Origin of the sequence: Streptomyces sp. NPDC090442 (assembly GCF_044769405.1) — a bacterium.
GTDB lineage: Bacteria > Actinomycetota > Actinomycetes > Streptomycetales > Streptomycetaceae > Streptomyces.
The window spans coordinates 14,785-38,378 of sequence record NZ_JBIVXW010000073.1; the positions used below are offsets into that span (position 1 = coordinate 14,785).

The window sequence follows — 23,594 nt, forward strand, 5'->3', positions numbered from 1 at the left end:
CCCCTAAGGACCGCCGGCGCCCGGAACCATGCCCCGCGCCATCGCGCCGCACGGTCCCGCGGAGCGCGGACTCCTCTGTCCCGCCAGGCTCGTCCGACTCGCCAGGCTGATCCGACGACACGGCCGCGTCCGACGCCTCGCGCTCGGCCGGTTCCTTCTCCTCCCCCTCTTCCGTCTCCTCCGGTAAGGGCTCGTCCGGCTTCTGGGCCGGCTCGTTCGGCCCCGGCCCGTTGAGGGCCGACTCGTTCGTTGCCGACTCGTTCGTTGCCGCCTCGTTGGGAGCGACTTCGGCCGACGCGGCCTCATCCGGTGCGGCCTCATCCGACGCGGACTCGTCCGATGGCGAGGGAGCGGACGCCGAAGGTCCGGATGCCGACGGCGTCGATCCGGGCGTCGGGTCCGGCGAAGGCGCCGATCCGGGCGTCGGCGTCGAATCCGGTGAAGGGGCCTGGGCGTTGGTGTCGGAGCGGGGATGCGGGACGGCCGGTGGCCGGGTCAGTTGAGGACCTGTCCCGAAGGGCGCTCGGCTGCCTTCTCCGCCGCCAGGGCGGACGTCTCCGACGCACGGTGCCACCCGTGCTCACCGCGGGCCCTCAGCCAGGCCGTGGTCTCGTCCGGTGGCATCGCGGCCGCCACCAGCCAGCCCTGTACGGCGTCACAGCCGAGGTCCCGCAGGCGTTCCCAGGTCTCGTCGTCCTCGACGCCCTCGGCGACGACCAGGAGGCCCAGCGAGTGGGCGAGGTCGAGGGTGCAGCGGACGATCTCGGCGTCCTCGGTGTCGACGGCCAGCCGGGCGACGAAGGAGCGGTCGATCTTGAGCTCGCTGACCGGGAGGCGTCGCAGGTGGACCAGGGAGCTGTATCCGGTGCCGAAGTCGTCCAGGGACATCTTCACGCCGTGGGCGGTGAGCCCGGCGAGGGTGTCGGCGGCCCGCTGTGGGTCCTCCAGGAGGACGTGTTCCGTTATTTCCAGTTGGAGGGCTCCGGGTGGGACCCGATGTCGGGCGAGGCGGGCGGCGACCGCGCCGGCGAAGCCCGGGGAGTGCACGTCGCGCGGTGAGACGTTCACCGCGACCGGCACCTCCAGGCCCATCGCCCGCCAGCGCGCCACCTGGGCGAGCGCGGTCTCCAGGACGTACTCGGTCAACCGCGGCATCAGACCGGAGGACTCGGCGATGGCGATGAACTCGTCCGGTGGCACCCGGCCGCGGTCCGGATGGACCCAGCGGACCAGCGCCTCCAGGCCCGAGACATGGCCGTCGAAGCGGACCTTGGGCTGGTAGTGGAGTTCGACGTCGCCGGCGTCCAGGGCGCGGCGCAGATCGCCCAACAGGCCGAGTCGGTCCGGGGTGTTGCCGTCCCGCTTGGCCTCGTAGAGCTCGACGCCGCTGCGGTCCCGCTTGGCCTGGTACATCGCCACGTCGGCGCGGCGCAGCAACCCCTCGGCGTCCAGGGCGTGTTCGGGATAGACCGCGACCCCCGCGCTGGCTTCGAGCACGAGGGTCAGTCCGTCGAGGTCCAGCGGGGAGCCGAGGGCGGCGACGAGGTTGCGGGCCACCCGCTGGGAGCTGGTGAGGGAGTCGGTGGCCGGCAGCAGGACGGCGAACTCGTCGCCGCCGAGCCGGGCGGCCTCCGCGCCACGCGGCAGGGCGTGCCGCAGCCGGTCGGCGATCTGGAGCAGCAACCGGTCGCCGGCGAGGTGGCCGAGGGTGTCGTTGACCGAACGGAAGCGGTCGAGGTCGATCAGGACGAGGGCGGCTCGGGTGCTGGCCCGCTCGGCCTCGTCCAGGGCCGTCCAGGTGCGCTCCAGCAGCCACTGGCGGTTGGGCAGGCCGGTGAGCGGATCGCGCAACTGCTCCTCGGCGCGGGCCCGGGCTATCCACAGCGTGGAGTCCAGCGCGATCAACGGGACCGCGAACAGGGGGAGGAGCAGGGGGGCGCCCACCGCGCACACCGCGATCAACGGGGCGATGCCGAGCAGCGCGAGGCCGACCAGCGCCTGCCGCACCAGTGCCGTGCGGGAGATGTCCGGCAGGCCGCCGGCGAGCGGCAGCCTGCTGACCCACAACAGCCCCCGGCTGACCAGGAGATAGGCCCCGGCCATCACGATCACCTGGGGCAGGACGGTGAGGTCCCAGGCGGTGGGCGCCCAGGGCCGGCGGACGTCGGGGTGCACCCCGCAGGCGGCCAGGCCGAGCGCCGCGGCGCCGATGCCGAGGACGTCAGCGGCGCCGTGGACCACGGCCTGTCGCCAGCGCTGCCGCCGGGCGGCGCCGACCAGGGTCACGACGGAGAGGCTGACCAGGACGGCCGGCACCCAGCCGTACAGGAGGAGTACGGCGAGGGCGAGGGCCGCCCCGGAGCCGGTGCCGCCCCACCAGCGGTCGCGGCCGAGGGCGACCAAGTGGCCGACGAGGACGCCGGTCAGCATCGCCAGCGCCCAGCCGACGGCACCTACGGGGAACAGCGGCTCGCCGCCGCCGAGGGTGTGCAGCACACCGGCGGCGAGCGCCACGCTCGCCGCCATGACGATGGCCGCGGGCAGCGCGGGCACCACAAGCCGGCGGAGCCGCGACGCCGGAGCGGCGCTGTCGGTCGGTTTCATTCCGATCCCTCTCACAGCCGGCGGTGCCCGCGCCACGGCAGGCGCACACGTCAACAGTAGGCCGCGGAAGGCCAACACGGGCAGCGATCCGCAGCGGTTGCCCGAATGCGACCCGGCCTCCCGGATCAATCTGGTATGCGCCGATGGGGTGACACCTCACTCCTCCTCAGGCGGAGTGACAGCTACCGCTCTTGCTGCCTCAGGACCCTGCTCCAGCAGCACAGCGAAGCCATCATCGTCCAACACGGGGACCTTCAACTGCATGGCTTTGTCGTACTTCGAACCGGGGTTGTCGCCCACCACCACGAATCCGGTCTTCTTGGAAACGGATCCGGTCACCTTTGCACCGAGAGCCTGCAGCGCTTCTTTCGCGCCATCTCTGGTGTGTGACTGAAGTGTGCCCGTTACGACGACGGTGACGCCTTCCAATGGCCGCGGGCCCGCCTCGCCCGTCTGCTCCTCCTCCATTCGGACGCCGGCGGCCCGCCAGCGCTCGATGATCTCCTGGTGCCAGTCCACCGCGAACCACTGCTTGAGCGAGGCCGCGATGGTGCCGCCGACGCCGTCCACGGCCGCCAGTTCCTCCTCGCCAGCGTCCCGGATGCGGTCGATGGAGCGGAACTCCCGGGCCAGTGCCTGGGCGGCCACCGGACCGACGTGGCGGATCGAGAGACCGGTCAGGATCCGGGCCAGCGGACGGGACTTGGCGGCCTGGATGTTCTCCAGCATGGCGAGGGTGTTCTTCTTCGGCTCGCCTTTCTGGTTGGCGAAGAAGGTGACGACCTTCTCCTCGCCGGTCTTCGGGTCGCGCTTGGGCAGGCCCGTATCCGGGTCGAGGACATGGGACTTGATGGGCAGCAGCTCCTCGACGGAGAGGTCGAAGAGGCCGCCCTCGTCGTGCAGCGGCGGCTCGGTGGGCTCCAGCGGCTGGCTCAGCGCGGTGGCGGCGACATAGCCGAAGTTCTCGATGTCCAGGCACTTGCGGCCGGCGAGGTAGAACAGCCGCTCGCGGATCTGGGCGGGGCAGGACCGGGCGTTGGGACACCGCAGGTCGATGTCGCCCTCCTTGGCGGGCGTCAGCGGCGCCTGGCACTCGGGGCACTCGGCCGGCATCACGAACTCCCGCTCGGTGCCGTCCCGGAGGTCCACGACCGGGCCGAGGATCTCGGGGATCACGTCGCCCGCCTTGCGGATGACGATGGTGTCGCCGATGAGGACGCCCTTGGCCTTGACCACGTCCTGGTTGTGCAGGGTGGCGAACTCCACCTCGGAGCCGGCGACGGTGACCGGCTCGACGACGGCGTACGGGGTGACCCGGCCGGTGCGGCCGACGCCGACGCGGATGTCGACCAGCTTGGTGTTGACCTCCTCCGGCGGGTACTTCCAGGCGATCGCCCAGCGCGGGGCGCGCGAGGTGGCGCCCAGCCGGCCCTGGAGCGGGATCTCGTCCAGCTTGACCACCACGCCGTCGATCTCGTGCTCGACGGCGGTGCGGCGGGTCTCCGGGTCGCCGTAGTGGGCGATGAACTCCCGTACGGCGGCGAGGGATTGGACGGCGCGGTTGTGCGAGGCGGTGGGCAGGCCCCATGCCTTGAGGAGGTCGTACGCCTCGGAGAGGCGGGCGATCTCCAGGCCGTCGCGGGCGCCGAGGCCGTGCACCACCATGTGCAGCGGGCGGGTGGCGGTGACCTTGGGGTCCTTCTGGCGGAGCGAACCGGCCGCGGCGTTACGGGGGTTGGCGAACGGGGGCTTGCCGTCGGCCACCAGACGCTCGTTGAGTTCGAGGAACTTCTCCATCGGGAAGTAGACCTCGCCGCGGATCTCGACGAGGTCGGGGACCTCGTCGCCGGCCAGGCGGTGTGGGATCTCGGCGATGGTGCGGACGTTGGGCGTGATGTCCTCGCCGGTGCGGCCGTCGCCGCGGGTGGCGGCGCGGGTGAGCCGGCCGTGCTCGTAGGTGAGGTTGACCGCGAGGCCGTCCACCTTGAGCTCGCACAGGAAGTGGTAGCCGGCGCTCTTGGCGTCGCCGCCGAGCTCGGTGGCGATCCGGTCGGCCCAGGCCGACAACTCCTCGTCGTCGAAGGCGTTGTCCAGCGAGAGCATCCGCTCGCGGTGGGCAACCTCGGTGAACTCCGTGGCGTAGGAGCCGGCGACCTTCTGGGTCGGGGAGTCCGGGGTGCGCAGCTGGGGGTGCTCCGCCTCCAGGGCCTCAAGGGAGCGCAGCAGCTTGTCGAACTCCGCGTCGCTGACGACCGGGGCGTCCTTCACGTAGTACCGGAAGCGGTGCTCCTCGACCTCCTCAGCGAGCCGGGCGTGCTTCTCCCGCGCCGCGGCCGGCACCTCCGATGCCGCTGCGTGCTGTTCGCCAGCCACCGTCTTGTCCTCCCGTGTCCTGTCGTGAACGGTCACTCTGGGTTGTCTGCGAGTGACCTCGCCGCCCGGACGCAGTGGGCGAGGACCGCGCGGGCATAGGCGGGCGAGGCGCCTGCCAGGCCGCACGACGGGGTGACCACCACGGACTCCGCGAGGAGCCCCGGCGCCAGCCCCAGCCTGCGCCACAGCGTCCGAACACCCATGACGCTACCGGCAGGGTCTGACAATGGGCCGTCCACGCCCGGCACCACGCCCGCGAACAGCGCGGTACCGCCCTCGACCGCCTCGCCCAGCACCTCGTCCTCACGCTCGGTGAGCAGCCCGGCGTCGAACGAGACGCCCGCCGCGCCGGCCCGCCGCAGCAGCGCGAACGGCACCTCGGGGGCGCAGGAGTGGACGACGACGGGCGCGCCGTCGGCCGCCGACACGAGGTCGCGCAGCGCGCCCTCGACGACCGCCCGGTCCACCGCCCGGTGGGTGCGGTAGCCGCTGGCGGTCTTGATCCGCCCCCGGAGCACCGCGGTCAGCGACGGCTCGTCGAGTTGGAGGACGGGGTCGGCGCCCGGCACCCGGCGCCGGACCTCCGCGAGGTGGCCGCGCAGCCCCTCGGCGAGGGAGGCCACGAGGTCCCGGCAGGCGCCGGGGTCGCCGACCGCCGCCTCGCCGTTGCGCAGTTCCAGGCTGGCGGCCAGCGTCCAGGGGCCGACCGCGGAGACCTTCAGCGGGCCGGTGTACCCCTGGGTGAACTCCTCCAGGGCGTCCAGGTCCTCGCCGAGCCAGGAGCGGGCCCGGCGGGTGTCGCGGCCGGGCCGGTCGCTGATCCGCCAACCGCTGGGCTCCACATGGGCGTAGAGCTCGACGAGCATGCCGAGGGTGCGCCCGATCATGTCGGCGCCGGGCCCCCGGGCGGGGAGCTCGGGCAGATAGGGGAAGTCCTCCAGCGACCCGGTGACGGTCTTCGCCGCTTCGCGCGCGTCACCGCCCGGCATCGACCCGATGCCGGTGGCCGCGCCCGCGGTCCACTTGTGCCTGCTGTTCTCGCTCACCACGGAAGGGTATGCGGCGGCGGGCCGGGCGGGGGTTGCCGGCCCTACCCGGCCCACCGCCGGCCGCCCGCAGGTCAGCCCCGTGCGCGCAGGCCCAGCCGGCTCACCGCCGCGGCGAGCACCAGGGCCAGCGCGGTCAACGCGAAGGCGTGGCCGGCCCCTTGGTGGGCGTCGCCCGCGCCGGTGAGCACGGCGCCCATGCCGGCGATGCCGACCAGCGAGCCGACCTGGCGGTTGGCGTTGAGGGTGGCGCTGCCGATGTCGGCGTGTGCGCGGCCGGCGGACTCCATCAGGACGCCGGTCATCGCCGGGGAGGCGACGCCGCTGGCGAGGTTGACGACGGCCAGCACCGCCGCGATCGTCCAGTACGGGAGCGCCGGGGAGAGCACCAGGAAGAGCAGGAGGTAACCGGCGGCGGAGAGCGCCAGGGAGGCGGTGAGCGCGGCCCGGTTGCCGGTGCGCGGGGCGATCCGGGTGTAGAGGACGTTGCCGATCGGGATGACCAGGACGGCCGGGAGCATCGCCAGGCCGGCCGCCACCGCGCTCGCGCCGCGCCCGGTCTGGAGGAACAGCCCGAGGACGAACAGGGCGCCGTAGAAGGCGAAGTTGAAGAGGAAGCCGACCGCGTTGGCGGCGCTGAAGCGGCTGTCGGCGAAGAGCGCGACCGGCAGGACGGGGGTGCGGGCGGTGCGCTCGCGGAGCACGAACGCGGCGGCGGCGAGCACCGCGAGGGCGGCCGCGGCCAGCACGCCGGGCGCGGTCCAGCCGGCGGCGGGCCCCTCGATGAGGGCGTAGCTGAGCGCGCCGAGGGCGAGCAGGCCCAGGACGTGCCCGGCGCCGCCGAGCGGGGCGCCGCCGCCCGGGGTGGGCGCGATGACCCGGCGCGTCAGCAGCAGCCCGGCGATCCCGATGGGGAGATTGACCAGGAAGATGCTGCGCCAGCCCAGGGTGCCCACCAACAGGCCGCCGAGGGTGGGCGCCAGGGCGACGGAGGTGGAGACGATCGCGGACCAGACGCCGAGCACCTTCGCCCGGCGGGCCGGCTCCGGGAAGGCGTTCATCAGCAGCGACAGCGAGCTCGGCATGAAGAGCGCGGCGCCGGCCCCCTGCGCGAAGCGGGCCGCCGTGAGGGCGGTGCCGCCCGGTGCGGCGGCGCCGAGCAGGGACGCGGCGGTGAAGACGGCCAGCCCGACGAGGTAGATCCGGCGGGCGCCGTACCGCCTGGCCAGCGAGCCGGCGAGCAGCAACAGCGCGGCGAAGGCGAGGACATAGCCGTCGACGACCCAGGTGAGGCCGGACATGGTCAGCCCGAGCCGGTCCCGGAGGTCGTGCGCGGCGACGTTCATGATGCCGGTGTCCAGGCTCGCCATCACGAACCCGAGGGCCAGGACGACGAGTTGGACGCCGCCGCGGGCGGGCGCGGGGCGGGTCGGGGTGCTCGCCGTGCGGCGCGGCGGTCTCAGTGATCATGGAATTAGTTATAGCTGTACCTATTCACCGTGGGCGATAGTTACAGCTATAACTTTACGGAAGCGATACCAAGCGCCGGTGCCTAGCCGGCGACCCCCAGGGACAAGCGGCACAACTCACGCCAAAGGCCCCCGGGTTGCGCCCGGGGGCCGTAGGAAGGGTCGGTCGGATCGGCGCCCTAGGACGCGGTCCGGTCCAGCGCCCTGAGGAGTTCGTCGCGGAGCGCGCTGCGCTCCGCGTGGGAGAGGTGGTCCAACGGCGACGCGGTGCCCATCCGGCGCAGCAGGTCCAGCCGCAGCTCCCGGCCGGCCTCGGTCAGCACCAGTTGCTTGGCCCGCCCGTCCGCGGGATGCGGCCGGCGGACCACCATCCCCTGCTTCTCCAACTTGGAGATGACATAGGTGACGTTGGGCGGCTCACAGCACAGCACCGCGGCCAACTCGCGCGCGGTCCTCGGCTCGCCCAGCTCCTCCAGGGCCTTCGCCTGGGTCGGCGTCAGGTCCAACTCCGCGATCCGGCCGCGCTGGTGGGCGTCCATGCGGCGGCCCAGCTCGGTGACGAGGCCCCGGATCTCCCGGAACCCGCACCCGGCCGCGGCGGGGTTCTTCGCTTCGGTGCTCGGCCTCGACGTGGTCACCCCTGAAGCGTACGTCGCCCCCGTGCGGTGCACGGGGGCGAGGGGCGGCCGGGGCTGCGGTCAACGGCCGGGGCGGACCACCACGTCCTTGAGCTCGGCGTCCCGCGGGAGGTCGATCGCGGTGAGGATGGCCGTGGCCACCGACTCCGGGTCGATCCACCGGGACGCGTCGTAGTCCAGGCCCTCCTGCTGGTGGGTGGCCTCCTGCATGGGCGTGGCGGTGCGCCCCGGGTAGACCGAGGTGACCCGCACGCCGTTGTCGTGCTCCTCGGCGCGCAGCGAGTCGGCCAGCGCCTTCAGGCCGTGCTTGCTCGCCGCGTAGCCGCCCCAGTTGGCGTTCGCGGCCAGCCCGGCACCGGAGTTGACGAAGACCACGTCGCCGCGGGCCACCCGCACCAGCGGCAGCAGCAGGCGGGTGATCTCCGCGGGCGCGACGAGGTTGACGGCGAGCTGCCGCTGCCACGCCTTGGCCGGCAGGTCGCCGACCGCGCCCAGTTCGATGACGCCCGCGATGTGCTGGAGCGAGTCGAGCCGCTCCGGCAGCGCCTGCTGCCCGAAGGCCCAGTCCAGCTTCTCGGGGTTGGCGAGGTCGCCGACGAGGGTGCGGGCGCCCGGGAACCGCTCGGCCAGTTCCTTGGCGCGACCGACGTCCCGCGCCAGCAGCCACAGCTCCTCGCCGCGCTCGGCCAGCCGCCGCGCGACCGCCGCTCCGATGCCCGAACCGGCGCCTGTGATCAAGTGCGTACCCATGGGGACGATCCTACGGCGTGCCCTTCCCCGGGACGCGGGGCCGGGTCAGCCCTCGACGACGACCTGTTCTTCCAGGTAGGCCAGCGCGCCCGCGCCGTCCTCGGCGAAGAAGACCAGCTCGGTCAGCGGGATCGGCAGGAAGCCCTCGGCCTCCATCCGCTCGAACTGGGTCTTGAGGCCGTCGTAGAACCCGGCGGTGTTCAGCAGCACCACCGGCTTGCCGTGCATCCCGTGCTTGCGCAGCTCCAGGATCTCGGTCGCCTCGTCGAGCGTGCCGGTGCCGCCCACCATGACGACCACGGCGTCGGCGCGCGCCAGCAGCTGCGCCTTGCGCTCGGCGAGGTCCTTGGTGACGACCATCTCGTCCGCGTCGGCGCGCGCCTTGTGCGCCAGGAACTCCACGGAGACACCGAGGAGTTTGCCGCCGGCCTCCTGGACACCGTCCGCCATGACCTTCATCAGCCCGGTGTCCGAACCACCCCATACCAGGGCGTGACCACCCTTACCGATCAACTCGGCGAACTTCTGGGCGGGCTTGACATAACGGTCATCGAGGTCGGCGGCGGAGCAGAAGACGCAGATATTCATGCCGCTCACCCTACGGGGCGCCGGGCGGGCACCCCACGGGCGCACGGGAGCGCGCCGGGCCCGGCGGTGCGGCGCGCTCCCACCGGGCCCGGCGCGGCCGTCAGATCAGGCCCTGGTCCAGCATCGCGTCCGCGACCCGCTCGAAGCCGGCGATGTTGGCGCCCGCCACGTAGTCACCGGGCAGCCCGAAGCGCTCGGCGGTCTGGAAGCAGATGTCGTGGATCCCGCGCATGATGGCGGCGAGTTCGCCCTCCGCGCGCTCGAACGACCAGGTCTCGCGGCCGGAGTTCTGCCGCATCTCCAGCGCGCTGGTCGCCACGCCGCCGGCGTTGGCCGCCTTGCCCGGGCCGAAGGCCACCCCGGCCTCCTTCAGCAGCGCCACCGCCTCGGGGGTGGTGGGCATGTTGGCGCCCTCGGAGACCGCCTTGACGCCGCCCCGGATCAGGATGCGGGCGGCGTCCGCGTCGAGCTCGTTCTGGGTGGCCGACGGCAGCGCCACGTCGCAGGCCACGTCCCAGACGCGCCCGCCGGCGACGTACCGGGCCGAACCGCCGCGCCGCTCGGCGTAGTCGGCGACCCGGCCCCGCTCGACCTCCTTGATCTGCTTGAGCAGCGCGAGGTCGATGCCCTTCTCGTCGACGACGTAGCCGCCGGAGTCCGAGACGGTCAGCACCTGGGCGCCGAGCGCCTGGGCCTTCTCGATGGTGTAGATCGCGACGTTGCCGGACCCGGAGACGACGACCTGCTGGCCGTCCAGCTCCTCGCCGCGCTGCTTGAGCATCTCCTCGGTGAAGAGCACGTTGCCGTAACCGGTGGCCTCCGTACGGGCCTTGGAACCGCCCCACTCCAGGCCCTTGCCGGTGAGGACGCCGGCCTCCCAGCGGTTGGTGATCCGGCGGTACTGGCCGAAGAGGTAGCCGATCTCCCGGCCGCCGACGCCGATGTCGCCGGCCGGTACGTCGGTGTGCTCGCCGAGGTGGCGGTGCAGCTCGGTCATGAAGGACTGGCAGAAGCGCATCACTTCGGCGTCCGACCTGCCGTGCGGGTCGAAGTCGCTGCCGCCCTTGCCGCCGCCGATGTTCAGCCCGGTCAGCGCGTTCTTGAAGATCTGCTCGAAGCCGAGGAACTTCACGATGCCGAGGTTGACGGACGAGTGGAAGCGCAGGCCGCCCTTGTACGGGCCGAGCGCGCCGTTGAACTCCACCCGGAAGCCGCGGTTGACCCGGATCCGGCCCGCGTCGTCCTGCCAGGGCACCCGGAACATGATCTGCCGCTCCGGCTCGACCAGCCGCTCCAGGACCTTGGCGTCCGCGAACTCGGGGCGGGCCGTCAGCACCGGCGCCAGGGTCTCCAGGACCTCCAGGGCCGCCTGGTGGAACTCCGCCTCACCGGGATTCCGACGGATCAGCTCGGCGTGCAGGGACGCCAACTCGGCGGTGAGACCGCCGGGCGTGACCTCAGGTTGAACAGTCGACATGACTTCCGTTCCCTTCGTGGCCGACGAAAGCCGCGTGCCGTCCGGATCGCCGTTGAACCGTCGACGCGGGCTTGGTTGTCCCGTCGCATCGCCGACCTTATGCGCCGCTGCCCGCCGGATCGAGGGCGGGGGGCTCGGCACGCCGATCCTCACGCGATTTCCCCAACTCCCCGACGCTGCTCCGCATCAGACGCCGGCCGCCTGGGCGACGGTGTCCCTCCCGGCGTCCGCCTCGGCGCCCGGGGCCACGCCCGCGCCGCCCCCGGCCGCGGCCTCCGCCTTGACCATCCGCTCCATCGGCTCGGCGGCGGCACCGCCGGCGACCACCATGGCGAACAGCAGCGCCACCACCGTCAGCACCGTGCCCAACCACACCATGGTGTGCACCGGGACGAGATAGGCGCCGGCGGCCTTGACCACGCACTCGACCAGCAGCGTGCTCCCCCATATGACCGAGAACCGCCGCTCCAGCCGCCGGAACCGCGCCCCGCGCGCCATGAGCCGGTCCCATGCGGCCGTCCCCTGCGAACTGCCCTTGGTCACCCACGGCTTGAGCCCCGCCGTCATCAACGGCCGCCCCCGCCACACCGAGAACAGCACCGCGAGCCCGATCACGCTGCTGACGCCGCTGTCCTTGGCCATCATCAGCCGCGGATCGCCGGTCATCGTGCTCGTCGCCAACCCCGCGACGTTGACCAGGAGTATCAGCACCGCGAGGCCGTTGACGGTCCGCTCGCGGACCAGGCTCCAGACGGTGCGCAGCGCCGGGACGACGCTGCTCCAGGCCAGCGCGGCGACGTCGCCGAGGCCGAAGCCGTTCTTGAGGACGTAGTACGACGCCAGCGGAATGCCGAGGTCCAGGACCAGCGGTGCCAGGGTCTTGACGAGCTGGCCGCCGGCGGACGGTTGTCGACTCACCACGGACTCCCCCGAGTTGGGCGGTGCACGGCGACTGCGGCGCCGTGCCGGACACCCCAAGCCTCGGGCACCGCGGGGCCCTGCCGGCAGTTCCAACTGTCCCGACTTGACCGTGACATTTGTCAGGGGTGGCACCCGGGTCGGCGGCGGTGAACGGACCCGCGGGCGCAGCCGGTGCGGAGGCTCCGGAGGTGGTGGGTCAGCCGGCCTGCTGCCGCGGGGCACCCGCGGCGGCGGTGCTGCGCCGCGTGGTGGTGGCGATCGTCGCCGAGCCGACCACCCGCGTGCCGTCGTAGAGCACGATCGCCTGGCCGGGCGCGACGCCGCGGACCGGCTCGGCGAAGGAGACCCGCAGCTCGGCGCCGTCGACCACCTCGGCCCGCACCTCGGTCTCGCCGCCGTGGGCACGGAGCTGGGCGGTGTAGACGGCCTCGCCGGACTCCGGCGGGCGGCCGCACCAGCGGGGGCGGATCGCGGTGAGCGCGGTCACGTCCAGGGCGGCGGCCGGGCCGACGGTGACGGTGTTGTCCACCGGCGAGATGTCCAGGACGTAGCGCGGCTTGCCGTCGGCGGCCGGGGTGCCGATGCGCAGACCCTTGCGCTGGCCGATGGTGAAGCCGTACGCGCCCTCGTGCGTGCCCAGCTTGGCGCCGGACTCGTCGACGATGTCTCCCTCGGCGGCGCCCAGCCGCTTGGCGAGGAAGCCCTGGGTGTCGCCGTCGGCGATGAAGCAGATGTCGTGGCTGTCGGGCTTCTTGGCGACGAACAGGCCGCGGCGGGCGGCCTCTTCGCGGATCTCGGCCTTGGTGGTGGGGGTGTCGCCGAGCGGGAACATGGCGTGCGCCAACTGGCGGTCGTCGAGCACGCCGAGGACGTAGGACTGGTCCTTGGCCATGTCGGCGGCGCGGTGCAGCTCGCGGGAACCGTCCTCGCGGAGGATCACCTTGGCGTAGTGGCCGGTGCACACCGCGTCGAAGCCGAGGGCGAGCGCCTTGTCCAACAGGGCGGCGAACTTGATCTTCTCGTTGCAGCGGAGGCAGGGGTTCGGGGTGCGGCCGGCCTCGTACTCGGCGATGAAGTCCTCGACCACGTCCTCGCGGAAGCGCTCGGCCAGATCCCAGACGTAGAACGGGATGCCGATCACGTCGGCGGCGCGGCGGGCGTCGTGGGAGTCCTCGATGGTGCAACAGCCGCGGGCGCCCGTGCGGAACGACTTGGGGTTCTCGGAGAGCGCGAGGTGGACGCCGGTGACGTCGTGGCCCGCCTCGGCGGCGCGGGCCGCGGCGACGGCGGAGTCCACACCACCGGACATGGCGGCGAGGACGCGGAGGCGGCGGGGGGCGGCGGCATCAGTCATAGCCCCTCAAGAGTAGACGGAACCCTGGAGCGCCCGGAAAGCGTTGTGGAAGACATGACGGCGACGGACGGGGCGGGTGGCGGGGCGCGGCGGCCCGCGGGCGCGGAGCGGGGGCGCGGGCCGGGCGGCGCCGGGCCGTCCCGGCGCCGGGCGCTGCTGCTCGGCGGCGGTGCCGTGGTGGCCGCGGGGGCGGCGGCGGTCGCGGGCCGCGAGGAGCTGGTGCGCTGGTGGTGGCGGCTGCCGGGGAACAGCCGGCCCCGTAAGGAGGGCGAGGTCGACTTCGCCGGCGCGCAGTGGTCGGCGGCGTCCCCGGCGAACTACCGGCAGGCCAGCCGCCCGGACGACTACCCCGTCGACCGGATCGTCGTCCACGTCGTCCAGGGCAGCTTCGCCACCGCGCTGAAGGTCTTCCGGGACCCCTTCCACGCGGCGTCGGCGCACTACGTCGTCCGCGGCGACGGACACGTCGCGCAGACCGTCCGGGAGCTGGACGTGGCCTTCCACGCCGGCAACCGCGGTTACAACGAGCGCAGCGTGGGGATCGAGCACGCCGGGTTCGTGGACCGGCCGGAGTCCTTCACGCCGGAGATGTACGCCGCCTCGGCCCGGCTGGCGGCCGGGATCTGCCGCCGCTACGACATCCCGGCCGACCGGGAGCACCTGGTCGGCCACGTCGAGGTCCCCGGCACGGACCACACCGACCCCGGCCCCCACTGGGACTGGCCGCGCTATCTCGCCCTGGTCCGGGCGGAGTTGCGCCGCCCTACGGGGCGTGCCTGACCGCGCCGGCGACGGGACCCGGCGGACGGCTCAGCTGAGCCCCGCTCCCCGGGCGCGCTCCACCACCGGGCCGATGACCTCGGCCAGGGCCGCCACGTCCGCGGCGGTGGAGGTGTGCCCCAGGGAGAAGCGGAGGGTGCCGCGGGCGAGGTCCTGGGACATTCCGGTCGCCAGCAGGACGTGGCTGGGCTGGGCGACGCCGGCGGTGCAGGCCGACCCGGTGGAGCAGGCGATGCCCTGGGCGTCCAGGAGGAGCAGCAGGGAGTCGCCCTCGCAGCCGGGGAAGGTGAAGTGGGCGTTGGCCGGGAGGCGGCCGGCCGGGTCCGGGTCGCCGCCCAGGATGGCGTCGGGCGCGGCCGCCCGGACCGCCTTGATCAGGTCGTCGCGGAGCGCGCCGATCTCGCGGGCGAACTCCTCCCGGTGCGCCACCGCGTGCCGACCGGCGGCGGCGAACGCGGCGACGGCGGGGGTGTCGAGGGTGCCGGAGCGGACGTGCCGCTCCTGCCCGCCGCCGTGCAGCACCGGCACCGGGGCGTGCTCCCGGCGGAGCAGCAGCGCGCCGATCCCGTACGGGCCGCCGATCTTGTGGCCGGAGACGGTCATCGCGGCGAGCCCGGAGGCGGCGAAGTCGACCTCCAGCTGGCCCACCGCCTGCACCGCGTCGGCGTGCAGCGGGACCTCGAACTCCCGTGCCACCTCGGCAAGTTCGCGGACCGGCTGGACGGTGCCGATCTCGTTGTTGGCCCACATGACGGTGGCCAGCGCGACGTCGTCGGGGTTGCGGGCGACGGCCTCCCGCAGCGCCTCGGCGGACACCCGGCCGTACGGGTCGACCGGCAGCCAGTCGACGGTGGCGCCCTCGTGCTCGCCGAGCCACTCGACGGCGTCCAGGACGGCGTGGTGTTCGACGGGGCTGGCCAGGATCCGGGTGCGGGCCGGGTCGGCCGCCCGGCGGGACCAGTACAGGCCCTTGACCGCGAGGTTGTCGGCCTCGGTGCCGCCCGCCGTGAAGACGACTTCACTGGGGCGCGCACCCAAGGAGGCGGCGAGCGATTCCCGCGCCTCCTCGACGGTGCGCCGAGCGCGCCGGCCGGCGGCGTGCAGCGAGGACGCGTTGCCGGTGACGGTCAACTGGGCGGTCATCGCCTGCACCGCCTCCGGGAGCATCGGAGTGGTGGCGGCGTGGTCGAGGTAAACCATGGTGCGCTGATTCTACGAGCCGCCCCGGGGCGCGTACCCCGCGCGGGGGCGCATCGCCCCGGGGCGCATGCTCCGGGCCAGGGCGCACGCCCCGACCGGAAGCGTCGCGCGCCCCCGCCTCACTTCGCCAGGATCGTGCGGGCCAGTTGGCGGGACTGGGCCACCAGGCGGTCCGCGGAGTCCCAGACCTCGGCGTCCTCCTCCAGGAAGCCGCCGGCCAGGTTGCGGGTGGTGATGGCGACCCGGAGCGGGCCGGGGGCCGGCCGGTGCCGGACGTGACAGGTCAGCTCGACGGTGGGGACCCAGCCGCGCAGTCCCAACTCGAAGGCGGTGGGCGGCAGTGCGTCCACGGTCAGAAGGAGGGAGAGCGGGTCCGGGTCGCGGCCGTCGGCGAGGCCGAACCAGCCGCGCATCTCGCCCTTGCCGGACGGCGCGCCCACCGCCCAGCCGACGGTGGCCGGGTCGAGCCGGATGTCCAACCGCCCGGCGATCGCGGTGCTGCCGGGGATGGCCGGCCGCCCGTCGGGGGCGCTGTCCGTGCCAAGGCAGTGTTCGTAGGGCGGGATGGCCGGGGGCTTGGCGGTGGTGCGGACGTCGTCGGGGAGGGCGGCGAGGTCGCCGTAGGTGGCCAGCACCCGGATCCGCTCGACCTCGGTGCCGTCGTCGGCGTACTGGACGAGGGTGGCGGTGCCGGTCGAGAGGGTGCGCCCGGTGCGGACCACCTCGGTGCGGACGGTGGCCGGGCCGGGCACGGACGCCGTCAGGTAGTGGGCGGTGACGGTGAGCGGGTCCGGGTGCGGGAGCGCGTCGCCCAGGGCGCGGCCGAGCAGGGCGAGGAGGTAGCCGCCGTTGACCGCGTTGATGATCGTCCAGCCCGCGGAGAGGTCGGCGGCGTAGACGCCGGGGGCGCGTCGGGTGACCGCGGTGTCGCGGTCGAACTCGCTGTTTCCTACGGTCACCGTTGCCATGGCGGCACGCTACACGGATTGATTACCGACCGGTAGTGTCAATTTCAAGGACCGGGACGGGAGTCGGGCGGAGCCCGCGAGCGGAGTGCTCCACTCCGCGGCTGCCATCATGACCGCATGCTTCATGTGCTCTACCTGGTCGGGATCTCGGCCTTCGCCGCGAGCGGCGTGCTGGCGGCCTACCGCGCCAACATGGATCCGTTCGGCGGCCTGGTCCTCGCGTTCGCCGCCTCCATCTCCGGCGGCACGCTCCGCGACGTGATCCTGGACCGCCGGCCGCTGTACTGGACGCACGACTGGGTACTGCTGACGGTGATCATCTGCGTCGGCGTGGGCACCATCGTGTACCTGCGGTTCTGGTCCCTGCCGCGCAAGTCGCTGCTGGTGGTGGACGCGATCGGGCTCTCCGTCGTCACCGTCATCGGCGCCCGCGCGGCGATCTCGGCGGGCGTCACCCCGCTCGCGGTGATCGTCCTCGCGGTGCTCACCGGCGTGACCGGCGAGGTGATCCGCGACGTGCTGTGCGGGGAGTTCCCGCCACTGCTGCTGCGCGAGGACGTCTACGCCATCGCGGCGCTCGCCGGCGCCTGTTGCTACCTCCTGATGTACCGCCTCGGGACCGGCGCCTCCGTCGCCGCGATGGTCTCGGCGGCGCTGGTCTTCGGCCTGCGGATGGGCGCGGTCTACTTCGGACTGCACCTGCCCCGACCGCGGCAACTGCGCGGCCGGGGCGCGGAGCGGGACGCCGGCTAGCCGGTCACTCCCCCGGCAGCGCCGGGCGGCTCGGGGTGTCCAACCAGGTGTGGAAGAAGGCCCCGAGCCGCCGCCCGGAGACCTTCTCGGCCAGCGCGACGAAGTCGGCGGTGTCGGCGTTGCCGTAGCGGTGCCGGGCGGTCCAGGCCGGCAGCAGCCGGAAGAACGCCCGGTCGCCGATGCGTTCGCGCAGCGCCTGGAGGGTCATCGCGCCACGCTGGTAGACCGCCTGGGAGAACATCGTGTCCCGCTTCGGGTCGGCGACCGTGATCTTCCAGAACGGGTCGTCCGCCGGCACCGACCGGTACGCCTTGCGGAACGCGTCGTGCGCGGTGCTGGTGCCGCGGTGCTCGGCCCACAGCCACTGGGCGTAGCTGGCGAAGCCCTCGTTGAGCCAGATGTCCTTCCACTGCTTGACCGAGACCGAGTCGCCGAACCACTGGTGCGCCAACTCGTGGACGATGGTGGTCTCGTTGCGGACCGCGGAGTAGGCCGGCTTGGACTGCACCTCCAGGGAGAAGCCCGCCTCCGGCATGTCGTCCACGATCGCCCCGGTCTCCTCGAACGGGTACGGCCCGAAGAGCTTCGACCAGTAGTCGGTGGCCGCCGCGGTGACGGCGTAGACGTCGACCTTGCCGGTGGGCAGGGTCGGGTCGATGGCCACGTAGATCGGGGTGCCGCCCGGGGTGGTGCCGGTGCGCACCGTGAACTTCCCGATGGTGGCGGTCGCCAGGTACGGCGCCATCGGGCGGCTCTCCCGCCAGTGGTACCAGGCGCGGCCGCCGCGCTCGCCGGAGCCGACCAGACGCCCGTTGGAGACCCCGGTCAGTCCCTTGGGGGCGTCGATGTGGATGTCGTAGGTGGCCTTCTCTGCCGGGTGGTCGCTGGACGGGAACCACGTCGAGGCCGCGTTGGGCTCGCAGGCGACGAACACCCCGTCCTTGGTCTTCATCCAGCCGTACTTGGAGCCGAAGACGATCGGGCCGCTCAGCGGCTCGGGGACGCCGTGGTAGACGACGGTCACCGCGAACCGCCCGCCGCGCGGCAGGGCGCGGCCCGGACGGACGACCAGTTCGTCGCCGGTTCTGGAGAAGTGGGCCGGCCGGCCGTTGACCCTGACCCGGTCGACGGTCAGCTTCTGGAGGTCCAGGTCGAACGTCGAGAGGTCCTGGGTGGCCCGGGCGGTCAGGGTGGTGCGACCGTCGAGCCGGCCGGAGTCGGGGTGGTAGCTGACGCCCAGGTCGTAATGGAGCGGGGTGTAGCCACCGTTGCCGAGGTTCGGGAAGTACGGGTCACCGATGCCGGGGGCGCCCGGGGTCGGGTGCGGTGCCGCGCCGACCGCCCCCGGGGCGGCGGCGAGCGAGGCGGCCGCGGCCACGGCGGTGGCCAGGGCCAGCAGTCGGGAGGTGCGACGCGCAGAACGGGAGAGTGCCATGAGCCGTCCCTTCGAATACGCGGATGCAACATGAACAACCGCGCCGACTCTGCACGCTCCCGTCCCCCGCCACGCGGGACTTTGCCAAGTCGTCAGGTGTTACTGACCACTTGGTCCCTTACCCGGCGAACCCTGCCCCTCGGTAGCGGAGTTGACGTCCGCCGCCTCCTCCGGATGGTGGCAGGCGACCTGGTGCCCGGTGTCCAGGCGCACCAGCGGTGGCTCGGTGGTGGCGCACACCTCCGTCGCCTTCCAGCAGCGGGTCCGGAACCGGCAGCCGGACGGCGGATCGATCGGCGAGGGCACATCGCCCTTGAGCAGGATCCGCTCGCGCTGGGTGCGCCGCCTGGGGTCGGGCACCGGCACGGCCGACAGCAGCGCCTTGGTGTACGGGTGCCGCGGCGAGGCGTACAGCGCGTCCCGGTCGGCCAGTTCGACGATCTTGCCGAGGTACATCACCGCGATCCGGTCCGAGACATGCCGGATCACCGAGAGGTCGTGGGCGATGATGACGTAGGTCAGGCCCAGCTCCTCCTGGAGGTCGTCCATGAGGTTGACGACCTGCGCCTGGATGGAGACGTCGAGGGCGGAGACCGGCTCGTCGGCCACCACCAGCTTGGGCTTGAGGGCCAACGCCCGGGCGATCCCGATGCGTTGCCGCTGCCCGCCGGAGAACTCGTGCGGATAGCGGTTGTAGTGCTCCGGGCTCAGACCCACCAGCTCCAGCAGCCGCTGCACCTCCTTCTTCACCCCGCCCTCGGGCGTGACGCCCTGGAGCCGGAAGGGGGTGGAGACGATCCCGCCGATGGTGTGCCGCGGGTTCAGCGAGCCGTACGGGTCCTGGAAGATCATCTGTACGTCGCGGCGCAGCGGCCGCAGCCGGCCCGGCGACAGATGGGTGATGTCCCGGCCCTCGAACTCGACCGAGCCGCCGGTCGGTTCGTCGAGCCGGGTGATCAGCCGACCCATCGTCGACTTGCCGCAGCCGGACTCGCCGACGACGCCCAGCGTCTCCCCGGGGAAGACGTCGAAGTCGATCCCGTCGACCGCCTGCACGGCGCCGACCTTCCGCTTGAGGATCCCCTTGGTGATCGGGAAGTGCCGGACCAGGCCCCGCACCGTGAGCAGCGGCGCCTGCTGCGCCTGTGCCCCGGCGGGCCCGGTGGTCTTGGTGCTCCGGCTCGTCTCGGTGCTCTGGGTCGTCTCGGTCACAGCTTCGGCGCAATCTCTTCGGTCCAGATGCGGTCCCGTTCCGGTTGCGGGAGGTGGCAGGCGGAGAAGTGCCGGCCGTCGACCTGTCGGAGTTCGGGGCGCACCGTGCGGGTGAGGTTGTCCTTGGGGAGGTCCGCGTACGGGCAGCGGGGGTTGAAGGCGCAGCCGGACGGCACGTTGATCAGGCTGGGCGGGGAGCCCTTGACCGGGATCAGCCGGTCGGACTGGTCGCGGTCGATCCGCGGCATGGAGCCGAGCAGGCCCCAGGTGTAGGGGTGCTGCGGGGACGCGAACACCCGGTCCGACGGGCCCCGTTCGACGCACCGGCCGCCGTACATCACCAGCAGGTCGTCGGCGAGCTCGGCGACCACGCCGAGGTCGTGGGTGATGATGATGACCGCCGAGCCGAACTCCTTCTGCAGGTCGCGGATCAGGTCCAGGATCTGTGCCTGGACGGTGACGTCCAGGGCGGTGGTCGGCTCGTCGGCGATCAGGAGCTCGGGGTTGTTGACCAGCGCCATGGCGATCATGGCGCGCTGGCGCATGCCGCCGGAGAACTGGTGCGGGTGGTCGTCGACCCGTTTGTCGGGCTGCGGTATGCCGACCCGGTCGAGCATCTCCACGGCCCGCTTGCGCGCGGTCTTCCTGTCGACGTCGTGGTGGACGCGGTACGCCTCCACGATCTGGTTGCCGACGCTGTAGAAGGGGTGCAGCGCGGAGAGCGGGTCCTGGAAGATCATCGCCATCTGGCGGCCGCGCAGCCGGCGGACCTCGTCGGGGTCGGCGGCGACCAACTCCCGTCCGTCCAGGTGGATTTCGCCGGACATCCGGACCTTGCTGCGCTGCTGCCGGGAGGCCCGGTGCAGGCCCATGATGGCCAGCGAGGTCACCGACTTGCCGGAGCCGGACTCACCGACGATGCCGAGCGTCTTGCCCTTCTCCAGGCTGAAGGTGAGCCCGTCGACGGACTTCACCAGGCCGTCGTCGGTGGGGAAGTGCACCTTGAGGTCGCGCACTTCGAGGAAGGCGGAGGGGGCGGCGGGCCCGGCGGCCGTCGCGGCCTCCCCCGTCGCCGTGGTCTGGTCCTCGGAGGAGTCGGTCACGTGAGCCTCACCCGCGGGTCGATGGCGGCGTACAGAACGTCCACCACCAGGTTGCACAGGACGATGAAGAACGCGGCGAGCAGGGTGACGCCAAGAATGTTCGGCAGGTCGTTGGCGTTGATGGAATCGACCGCGAAGGCGCCGACTCCCTTGAGCGAGAAGACCTGTTCGGTGATGAGCGCACCGCCGAGCAGCAGGCCCAGGTCCATGCCGAAGACGGTGACGATCGGGGTCAGCGCGGCCCGCAGGCCGTGCCGGATCACCACCCGGCGCTCCCGCAGGCCCTTGGCCCGGGCGGTGCGGATGAAGTCCTCGCTCAGCGTCTCCAGCATGCCGGCCCTGGTGAGCCGGGCGTAGAGCGCCGAGTAGAGGAACGCCAGGGTGACCCAGGGCAGGAACATGGTCCGGGCCCAGCCCACCGGGTCCGTCAACAGCGGTATGTAGTCGCTGCGTTGGAAGAGCGGCCACTGGTAGGTGAACAGGGCCAGGGCCAGGGCGCCGGTGAAGAACATCGGGAGCGAGACGCCGGCCAGCGCCACGCCCATCGCCGCCCGGTCGAAGAACGAGCCGGGGCGGAGCGCGGAGAGCACGCCGGTGGCGACGCCGGAGACCACCCACAGCACGGCGGCGCCGGCGGCCAGCGACAGCGTCACCGGGAGCCGCGACTGGATCTCCGGCCAGACCTCGATATGGGTCTTGAAGGAGTAACCGAAGCACGGCACATGGCACGTGGCCGCCTCCGGGCCGAACTTGTAGTCGACGCCGGCGAAGATGCCCCTGAGGAATTCCCAGTACTGCTCGTACACGGGCTTGTCCAGGCCGAGGTTCTTCTTGACCGCGGCGATGTCCGCGGGTGTGGGGGCCTTTCCGATGTACTGCTGGGCAAGCTGGTCGGTGGTCTGCCCGGCCAGTTTCGGCAGCAGGAAGAAGATGCCGAAGGTGACCGCGCTGACGATCAGCAACAGGATCACCGCGCTGATCAACCTGCGGATGAGGTACGAGAACACGGGGATGCGGCGCCGGTGCCGCGGGCCGGGAGCGGGTGGCCCGCGGACACCAATGCCTTCACCTGCCTTCCAGGGCTGCTACTTCTTGACGCCGATGTTGAGGTAGTCGTACTCACCGCTCCAGGCCGAGCTGGACGCCATGTTGGTGGCCTTCGGCGAGCGGTACATCAGGACCTTGAAGTAGGTCAGCGGGACGATCGCCGCCTGCTCCATCGCCTTGCGGTCGATGTCCGCGTACGCCTTCTCGCGGGCGGCCTGGTCGGTGTTGGCGATGGCCGTGTCGAGCAGGTTGTTGATCTCCGGGTCGTCCAACTGGGAGAGGTTGGAGTTGCCGGACTGGCTGATCGCCTTGCCGTGCAGGATCTGCTGGAGGTAGCCGTAGCCGGTCGGGAAGTCGGCGCCCCACTGCATCATCATCAGGCCGACGTTGTTGGACTTGTCGAACGCCGGCACCCCGGCGTAGTCCGAGAAGTACTTGCTGGTCGGGTACTGCTGGAGCTTGGCGTTGATGCCGATCTTCTTCAGCGAGCCGATGATCGAGGTGGCCGCGTCGACCTCGTCCTGGCGGTCGTTGCGGGCCAGGATGGTGGTGGAGACGTTGCCGGCGCCGCACTGCTCCCAGTGCGCCTTGGCCTGCGCCAGGTCCAGGTTGTCGCCGTTGTACTTCTGCGGGTACAGGTCGTACTTCTGGTAGCCGGCGATGTCGGTGGGCAGGACCGTGGAGGCGATGTCACCGCGGATCGGGCCGCCGAGCGCGGTCTGCACGGCCTTCTTGTCGATGGCGTACTCAACGGCCTTGCGGCACTCCAGCTTGTCGAACGGCGCGACCTTGGTGTTGATCGCGGTGTAGACCAGGCGTTGACCGAGCGCGTTGTCGGTGTTGGCCTTCTGGCTGGGGTCGGTCAGCAGCTGCGCCTGGGTCTGGCCGTCGACGCCGCGGCCGGCCATGTCGACCAGGGTGTTGCCGGACTGGAGGTCCTTGTCGATGGTCGACTGGGCGACCTTCAGGTTGAGCACGATCTTGTCCGGGAGCTGCTTGCGCAGCGGGTCGGTCGCGGCCGACCACTGCGGGTTGCGGACCAGGGTGAGCTGCTTGCCCTCCTGGTAGTTGGCGAACTTGTAGGAGCCGGTGGAGACCACGGACTTGGTGTAGTCCGCGCCCTTGTCCTTGGCCTGCGGGACGGGCGCGGTCTGCGGGGCGCTGACCAGGTAGTCGAACTCGGCGAACGGTTTCTTCAGGTGGAAGACGATGGTCTGCGCATCGGGCGTCTCGATGGACTTGAGCCCTTCCTTGCTCTTGTCCTTGTAGGGGCCCTTGTAACCGCCGTCGTTGTCCTGGAGGAACTGCTGGAAATAGTTCGGGCCCAGCGAGAGGGTGTCGCGGGAGAAGTTGCTGCGCTCCACCGCGTACTTGACGTCCTGCGAGGTGACGGGGGTGCCGTCCTCGAACTTGACGCCCTTGCGGAGCTTGTACGTCCAGGTCTTGCCGCCGTCGGCGGACTTGCCCATCGACTCGGCGAGGTCCGGGACCAGTTGCTCGCCCTTGGTACCGGGGCCCGGCTTGAAGGTGGTCAGCGGACGGGCGTACAGGCGGCTGAAGTTGTAGACGAAGGCGTAGTAGGTGTTGCCCGGGTCGAAGGACTCGGGGGCGTCGCTCATCGCGTAGGTGACGGTGCCCCCCTTCGCGTCCGAGGCGTTGACTATGCCCTTGGTGGCGGCGTTGGCCCCGGCGGAACTCTCCGGGGAACCCTTTCCGCTACAGCCGGCCAGCAGGAGGCCCGCGCTGGTGACGGCCGCGATGGTCGCGACCGGAAGTGACCTTCGCATGTGCTCGGTGTCCCCTTCGTTCGTCGAGAAACGTCAGATCGAAACGGCTTCGAAAACTGGTGCAGAGGTGGGGGGATGAAGGCCGGCGC

At 72.0% G+C, this 23,594-nt stretch carries 19 protein-coding genes; 2 read left to right on the forward strand and 17 right to left on the reverse strand.

Going from position 1 to position 23,594, the window contains the following annotated elements; genetic code table 11:
• Nucleotides 1–495: 495 nt before the first annotated feature.
• The 10 genes from ACIQU6_RS35730 to mnmA form a co-directional block, all read right to left on the reverse strand.
• Nucleotides 496–2,604 carry a putative bifunctional diguanylate cyclase/phosphodiesterase gene (locus ACIQU6_RS35730; RefSeq protein WP_403485889.1) on the reverse strand — a complete coding sequence of 703 codons (2,109 nt, stop codon included), beginning with the start codon at nt 2,602–2,604 and terminating at the stop codon, nt 496–498.
• 156 nt (nt 2,605–2,760) lie between these two features.
• Nucleotides 2,761–4,977, reverse strand: a complete 2,217-nt coding sequence (ligA, locus tag ACIQU6_RS35735) for an NAD-dependent DNA ligase LigA (protein ID WP_403485890.1) — start codon at nt 4,975–4,977, stop codon at nt 2,761–2,763.
• Nucleotides 4,978–5,009: 32 nt separating this feature from the next.
• Complete coding sequence (locus ACIQU6_RS35740) at nt 5,010–6,023, reverse strand: methionine synthase (RefSeq protein WP_403485891.1); 1,014 nt, start codon at nt 6,021–6,023, stop codon at nt 5,010–5,012.
• Between the two features lie 74 nt (nt 6,024–6,097).
• Entirely contained in the window at nt 6,098–7,486 is a 1,389-nt protein-coding gene (locus ACIQU6_RS35745; RefSeq protein ID WP_403485915.1) for an MFS transporter, read from the reverse strand.
• 185 nt (nt 7,487–7,671) lie between these two features.
• Entirely contained in the window at nt 7,672–8,130 is a 459-nt protein-coding gene (locus tag ACIQU6_RS35750; RefSeq protein WP_403485892.1) for a MarR family winged helix-turn-helix transcriptional regulator, read from the reverse strand.
• A 60-nt stretch (nt 8,131–8,190) separates the two neighbouring features.
• Entirely contained in the window at nt 8,191–8,880 is a 690-nt protein-coding gene (locus ACIQU6_RS35755) for an SDR family oxidoreductase (RefSeq protein WP_403485893.1), read from the reverse strand.
• A gap of 45 nt (nt 8,881–8,925) precedes the next feature.
• On the reverse strand, nt 8,926–9,468 hold the full coding sequence (locus ACIQU6_RS35760) for a TIGR00730 family Rossman fold protein (protein WP_403485894.1): 543 nt from the start codon (nt 9,466–9,468) through the stop codon (nt 8,926–8,928).
• A gap of 100 nt (nt 9,469–9,568) precedes the next feature.
• Nucleotides 9,569–10,945, reverse strand: coding sequence for an NADP-specific glutamate dehydrogenase (gene gdhA / locus ACIQU6_RS35765; protein WP_403485895.1), 1,377 nt, complete (start codon nt 10,943–10,945; stop codon nt 9,569–9,571).
• Between the two features lie 186 nt (nt 10,946–11,131).
• The gene (locus tag ACIQU6_RS35770) at nt 11,132–11,866 is read right to left on the reverse strand and encodes a VC0807 family protein (RefSeq protein WP_403485896.1); all 735 of its coding nucleotides are present in this window, start codon (nt 11,864–11,866) and stop codon (nt 11,132–11,134) included.
• A 196-nt stretch (nt 11,867–12,062) separates the two neighbouring features.
• Nucleotides 12,063–13,220 carry a tRNA 2-thiouridine(34) synthase MnmA gene (gene mnmA / locus ACIQU6_RS35775; protein ID WP_403485897.1) on the reverse strand — a complete coding sequence of 386 codons (1,158 nt, stop codon included), beginning with the start codon at nt 13,218–13,220 and terminating at the stop codon, nt 12,063–12,065.
• Between the two features lie 54 nt (nt 13,221–13,274).
• Here mnmA and ACIQU6_RS35780 point away from each other — a divergent pair, with 54 nt between their 5' ends.
• Nucleotides 13,275–14,000 carry an N-acetylmuramoyl-L-alanine amidase gene (locus ACIQU6_RS35780; RefSeq protein WP_403485898.1) on the forward strand — a complete coding sequence of 242 codons (726 nt, stop codon included), beginning with the start codon at nt 13,275–13,277 and terminating at the stop codon, nt 13,998–14,000.
• 30 nt (nt 14,001–14,030) lie between these two features.
• Here the strand turns inward: ACIQU6_RS35780 and ACIQU6_RS35785 are convergent, their stop codons facing one another.
• Nucleotides 14,031–15,200, reverse strand: a complete 1,170-nt coding sequence (locus ACIQU6_RS35785; RefSeq protein ID WP_403485899.1) for a cysteine desulfurase family protein — start codon at nt 15,198–15,200, stop codon at nt 14,031–14,033.
• 119 nt (nt 15,201–15,319) lie between these two features.
• On the reverse strand, nt 15,320–16,168 hold the full coding sequence (locus ACIQU6_RS35790) for a thioesterase family protein (RefSeq protein WP_403485900.1): 849 nt from the start codon (nt 16,166–16,168) through the stop codon (nt 15,320–15,322).
• A 117-nt stretch (nt 16,169–16,285) separates the two neighbouring features.
• Between ACIQU6_RS35790 and ACIQU6_RS35795 the strand changes: the two genes are divergently transcribed.
• A complete protein-coding gene (locus ACIQU6_RS35795; protein ID WP_403485901.1) occupies nt 16,286–16,921 on the forward strand; it encodes a trimeric intracellular cation channel family protein in 636 nt (211 codons plus the stop codon).
• Between the two features lie 4 nt (nt 16,922–16,925).
• On the opposite strand, the gene ACIQU6_RS35800 is transcribed toward ACIQU6_RS35795, so the two are convergent.
• The 5 genes from ACIQU6_RS35800 to ACIQU6_RS35820 all read right to left on the reverse strand — a co-directional run bounded on the left by ACIQU6_RS35800 (nt 16,926) and on the right by ACIQU6_RS35820 (nt 23,505).
• Entirely contained in the window at nt 16,926–18,356 is a 1,431-nt protein-coding gene (locus ACIQU6_RS35800) for a M1 family metallopeptidase (protein WP_403485902.1), read from the reverse strand.
• Between the two features lie 99 nt (nt 18,357–18,455).
• Nucleotides 18,456–19,568 (reverse strand): ABC transporter ATP-binding protein, encoded by a 1,113-nt coding sequence (locus ACIQU6_RS35805; RefSeq protein WP_403485903.1) that lies wholly within the window; start codon nt 19,566–19,568, stop codon nt 18,456–18,458.
• Nucleotides 19,565–20,671: an ABC transporter ATP-binding protein gene (locus ACIQU6_RS35810; RefSeq protein WP_403485904.1), complete on the reverse strand. Its 1,107-nt coding sequence runs from the start codon at nt 20,669–20,671 to the stop codon at nt 19,565–19,567. The genes ACIQU6_RS35805 and ACIQU6_RS35810 overlap by 4 nt, the downstream gene beginning before the upstream one ends.
• Complete coding sequence (locus tag ACIQU6_RS35815; RefSeq protein WP_403485905.1) at nt 20,668–21,678, reverse strand: ABC transporter permease; 1,011 nt, start codon at nt 21,676–21,678, stop codon at nt 20,668–20,670. The genes ACIQU6_RS35810 and ACIQU6_RS35815 overlap by 4 nt, the downstream gene beginning before the upstream one ends.
• A 78-nt stretch (nt 21,679–21,756) precedes the next feature.
• Nucleotides 21,757–23,505, reverse strand: coding sequence for an ABC transporter substrate-binding protein (locus ACIQU6_RS35820; RefSeq protein WP_403485906.1), 1,749 nt, complete (start codon nt 23,503–23,505; stop codon nt 21,757–21,759).
• Nucleotides 23,506–23,594 lie beyond the last annotated feature (89 nt).

Excerpts from the sequence above, each read along its gene's own strand:
- ACIQU6_RS35730 (WP_403485889.1), bottom strand. The coding sequence starts at position 2,604 with ATGAAACCGACCGACAGCGCCGCTCCGGCGTCGCGGCTCCGCCGGCTT.
- ACIQU6_RS35755 (WP_403485893.1), bottom strand. The coding sequence starts at position 8,880 with ATGGGTACGCACTTGATCACAGGCGCCGGTTCGGGCATCGGAGCGGCG.
- ACIQU6_RS35760 (WP_403485894.1), bottom strand. The coding sequence starts at position 9,468 with ATGAATATCTGCGTCTTCTGCTCCGCCGCCGACCTCGATGACCGTTAT.
- gdhA (WP_403485895.1), bottom strand. The coding sequence starts at position 10,945 with ATGTCGACTGTTCAACCTGAGGTCACGCCCGGCGGTCTCACCGCCGAG.
- mnmA (WP_403485897.1), bottom strand. The coding sequence starts at position 13,220 with ATGACTGATGCCGCCGCCCCCCGCCGCCTCCGCGTCCTCGCCGCCATG.
- ACIQU6_RS35780 (WP_403485898.1), top strand. The coding sequence starts at position 13,275 with ATGACGGCGACGGACGGGGCGGGTGGCGGGGCGCGGCGGCCCGCGGGC.
- ACIQU6_RS35785 (WP_403485899.1), bottom strand. The coding sequence starts at position 15,200 with ATGGTTTACCTCGACCACGCCGCCACCACTCCGATGCTCCCGGAGGCG.
- ACIQU6_RS35790 (WP_403485900.1), bottom strand. The coding sequence starts at position 16,168 with ATGGCAACGGTGACCGTAGGAAACAGCGAGTTCGACCGCGACACCGCG.
- ACIQU6_RS35795 (WP_403485901.1), top strand. The coding sequence starts at position 16,286 with ATGCTTCATGTGCTCTACCTGGTCGGGATCTCGGCCTTCGCCGCGAGC.
- ACIQU6_RS35800 (WP_403485902.1), bottom strand. The coding sequence starts at position 18,356 with ATGGCACTCTCCCGTTCTGCGCGTCGCACCTCCCGACTGCTGGCCCTG.
- ACIQU6_RS35820 (WP_403485906.1), bottom strand. The coding sequence starts at position 23,505 with ATGCGAAGGTCACTTCCGGTCGCGACCATCGCGGCCGTCACCAGCGCG.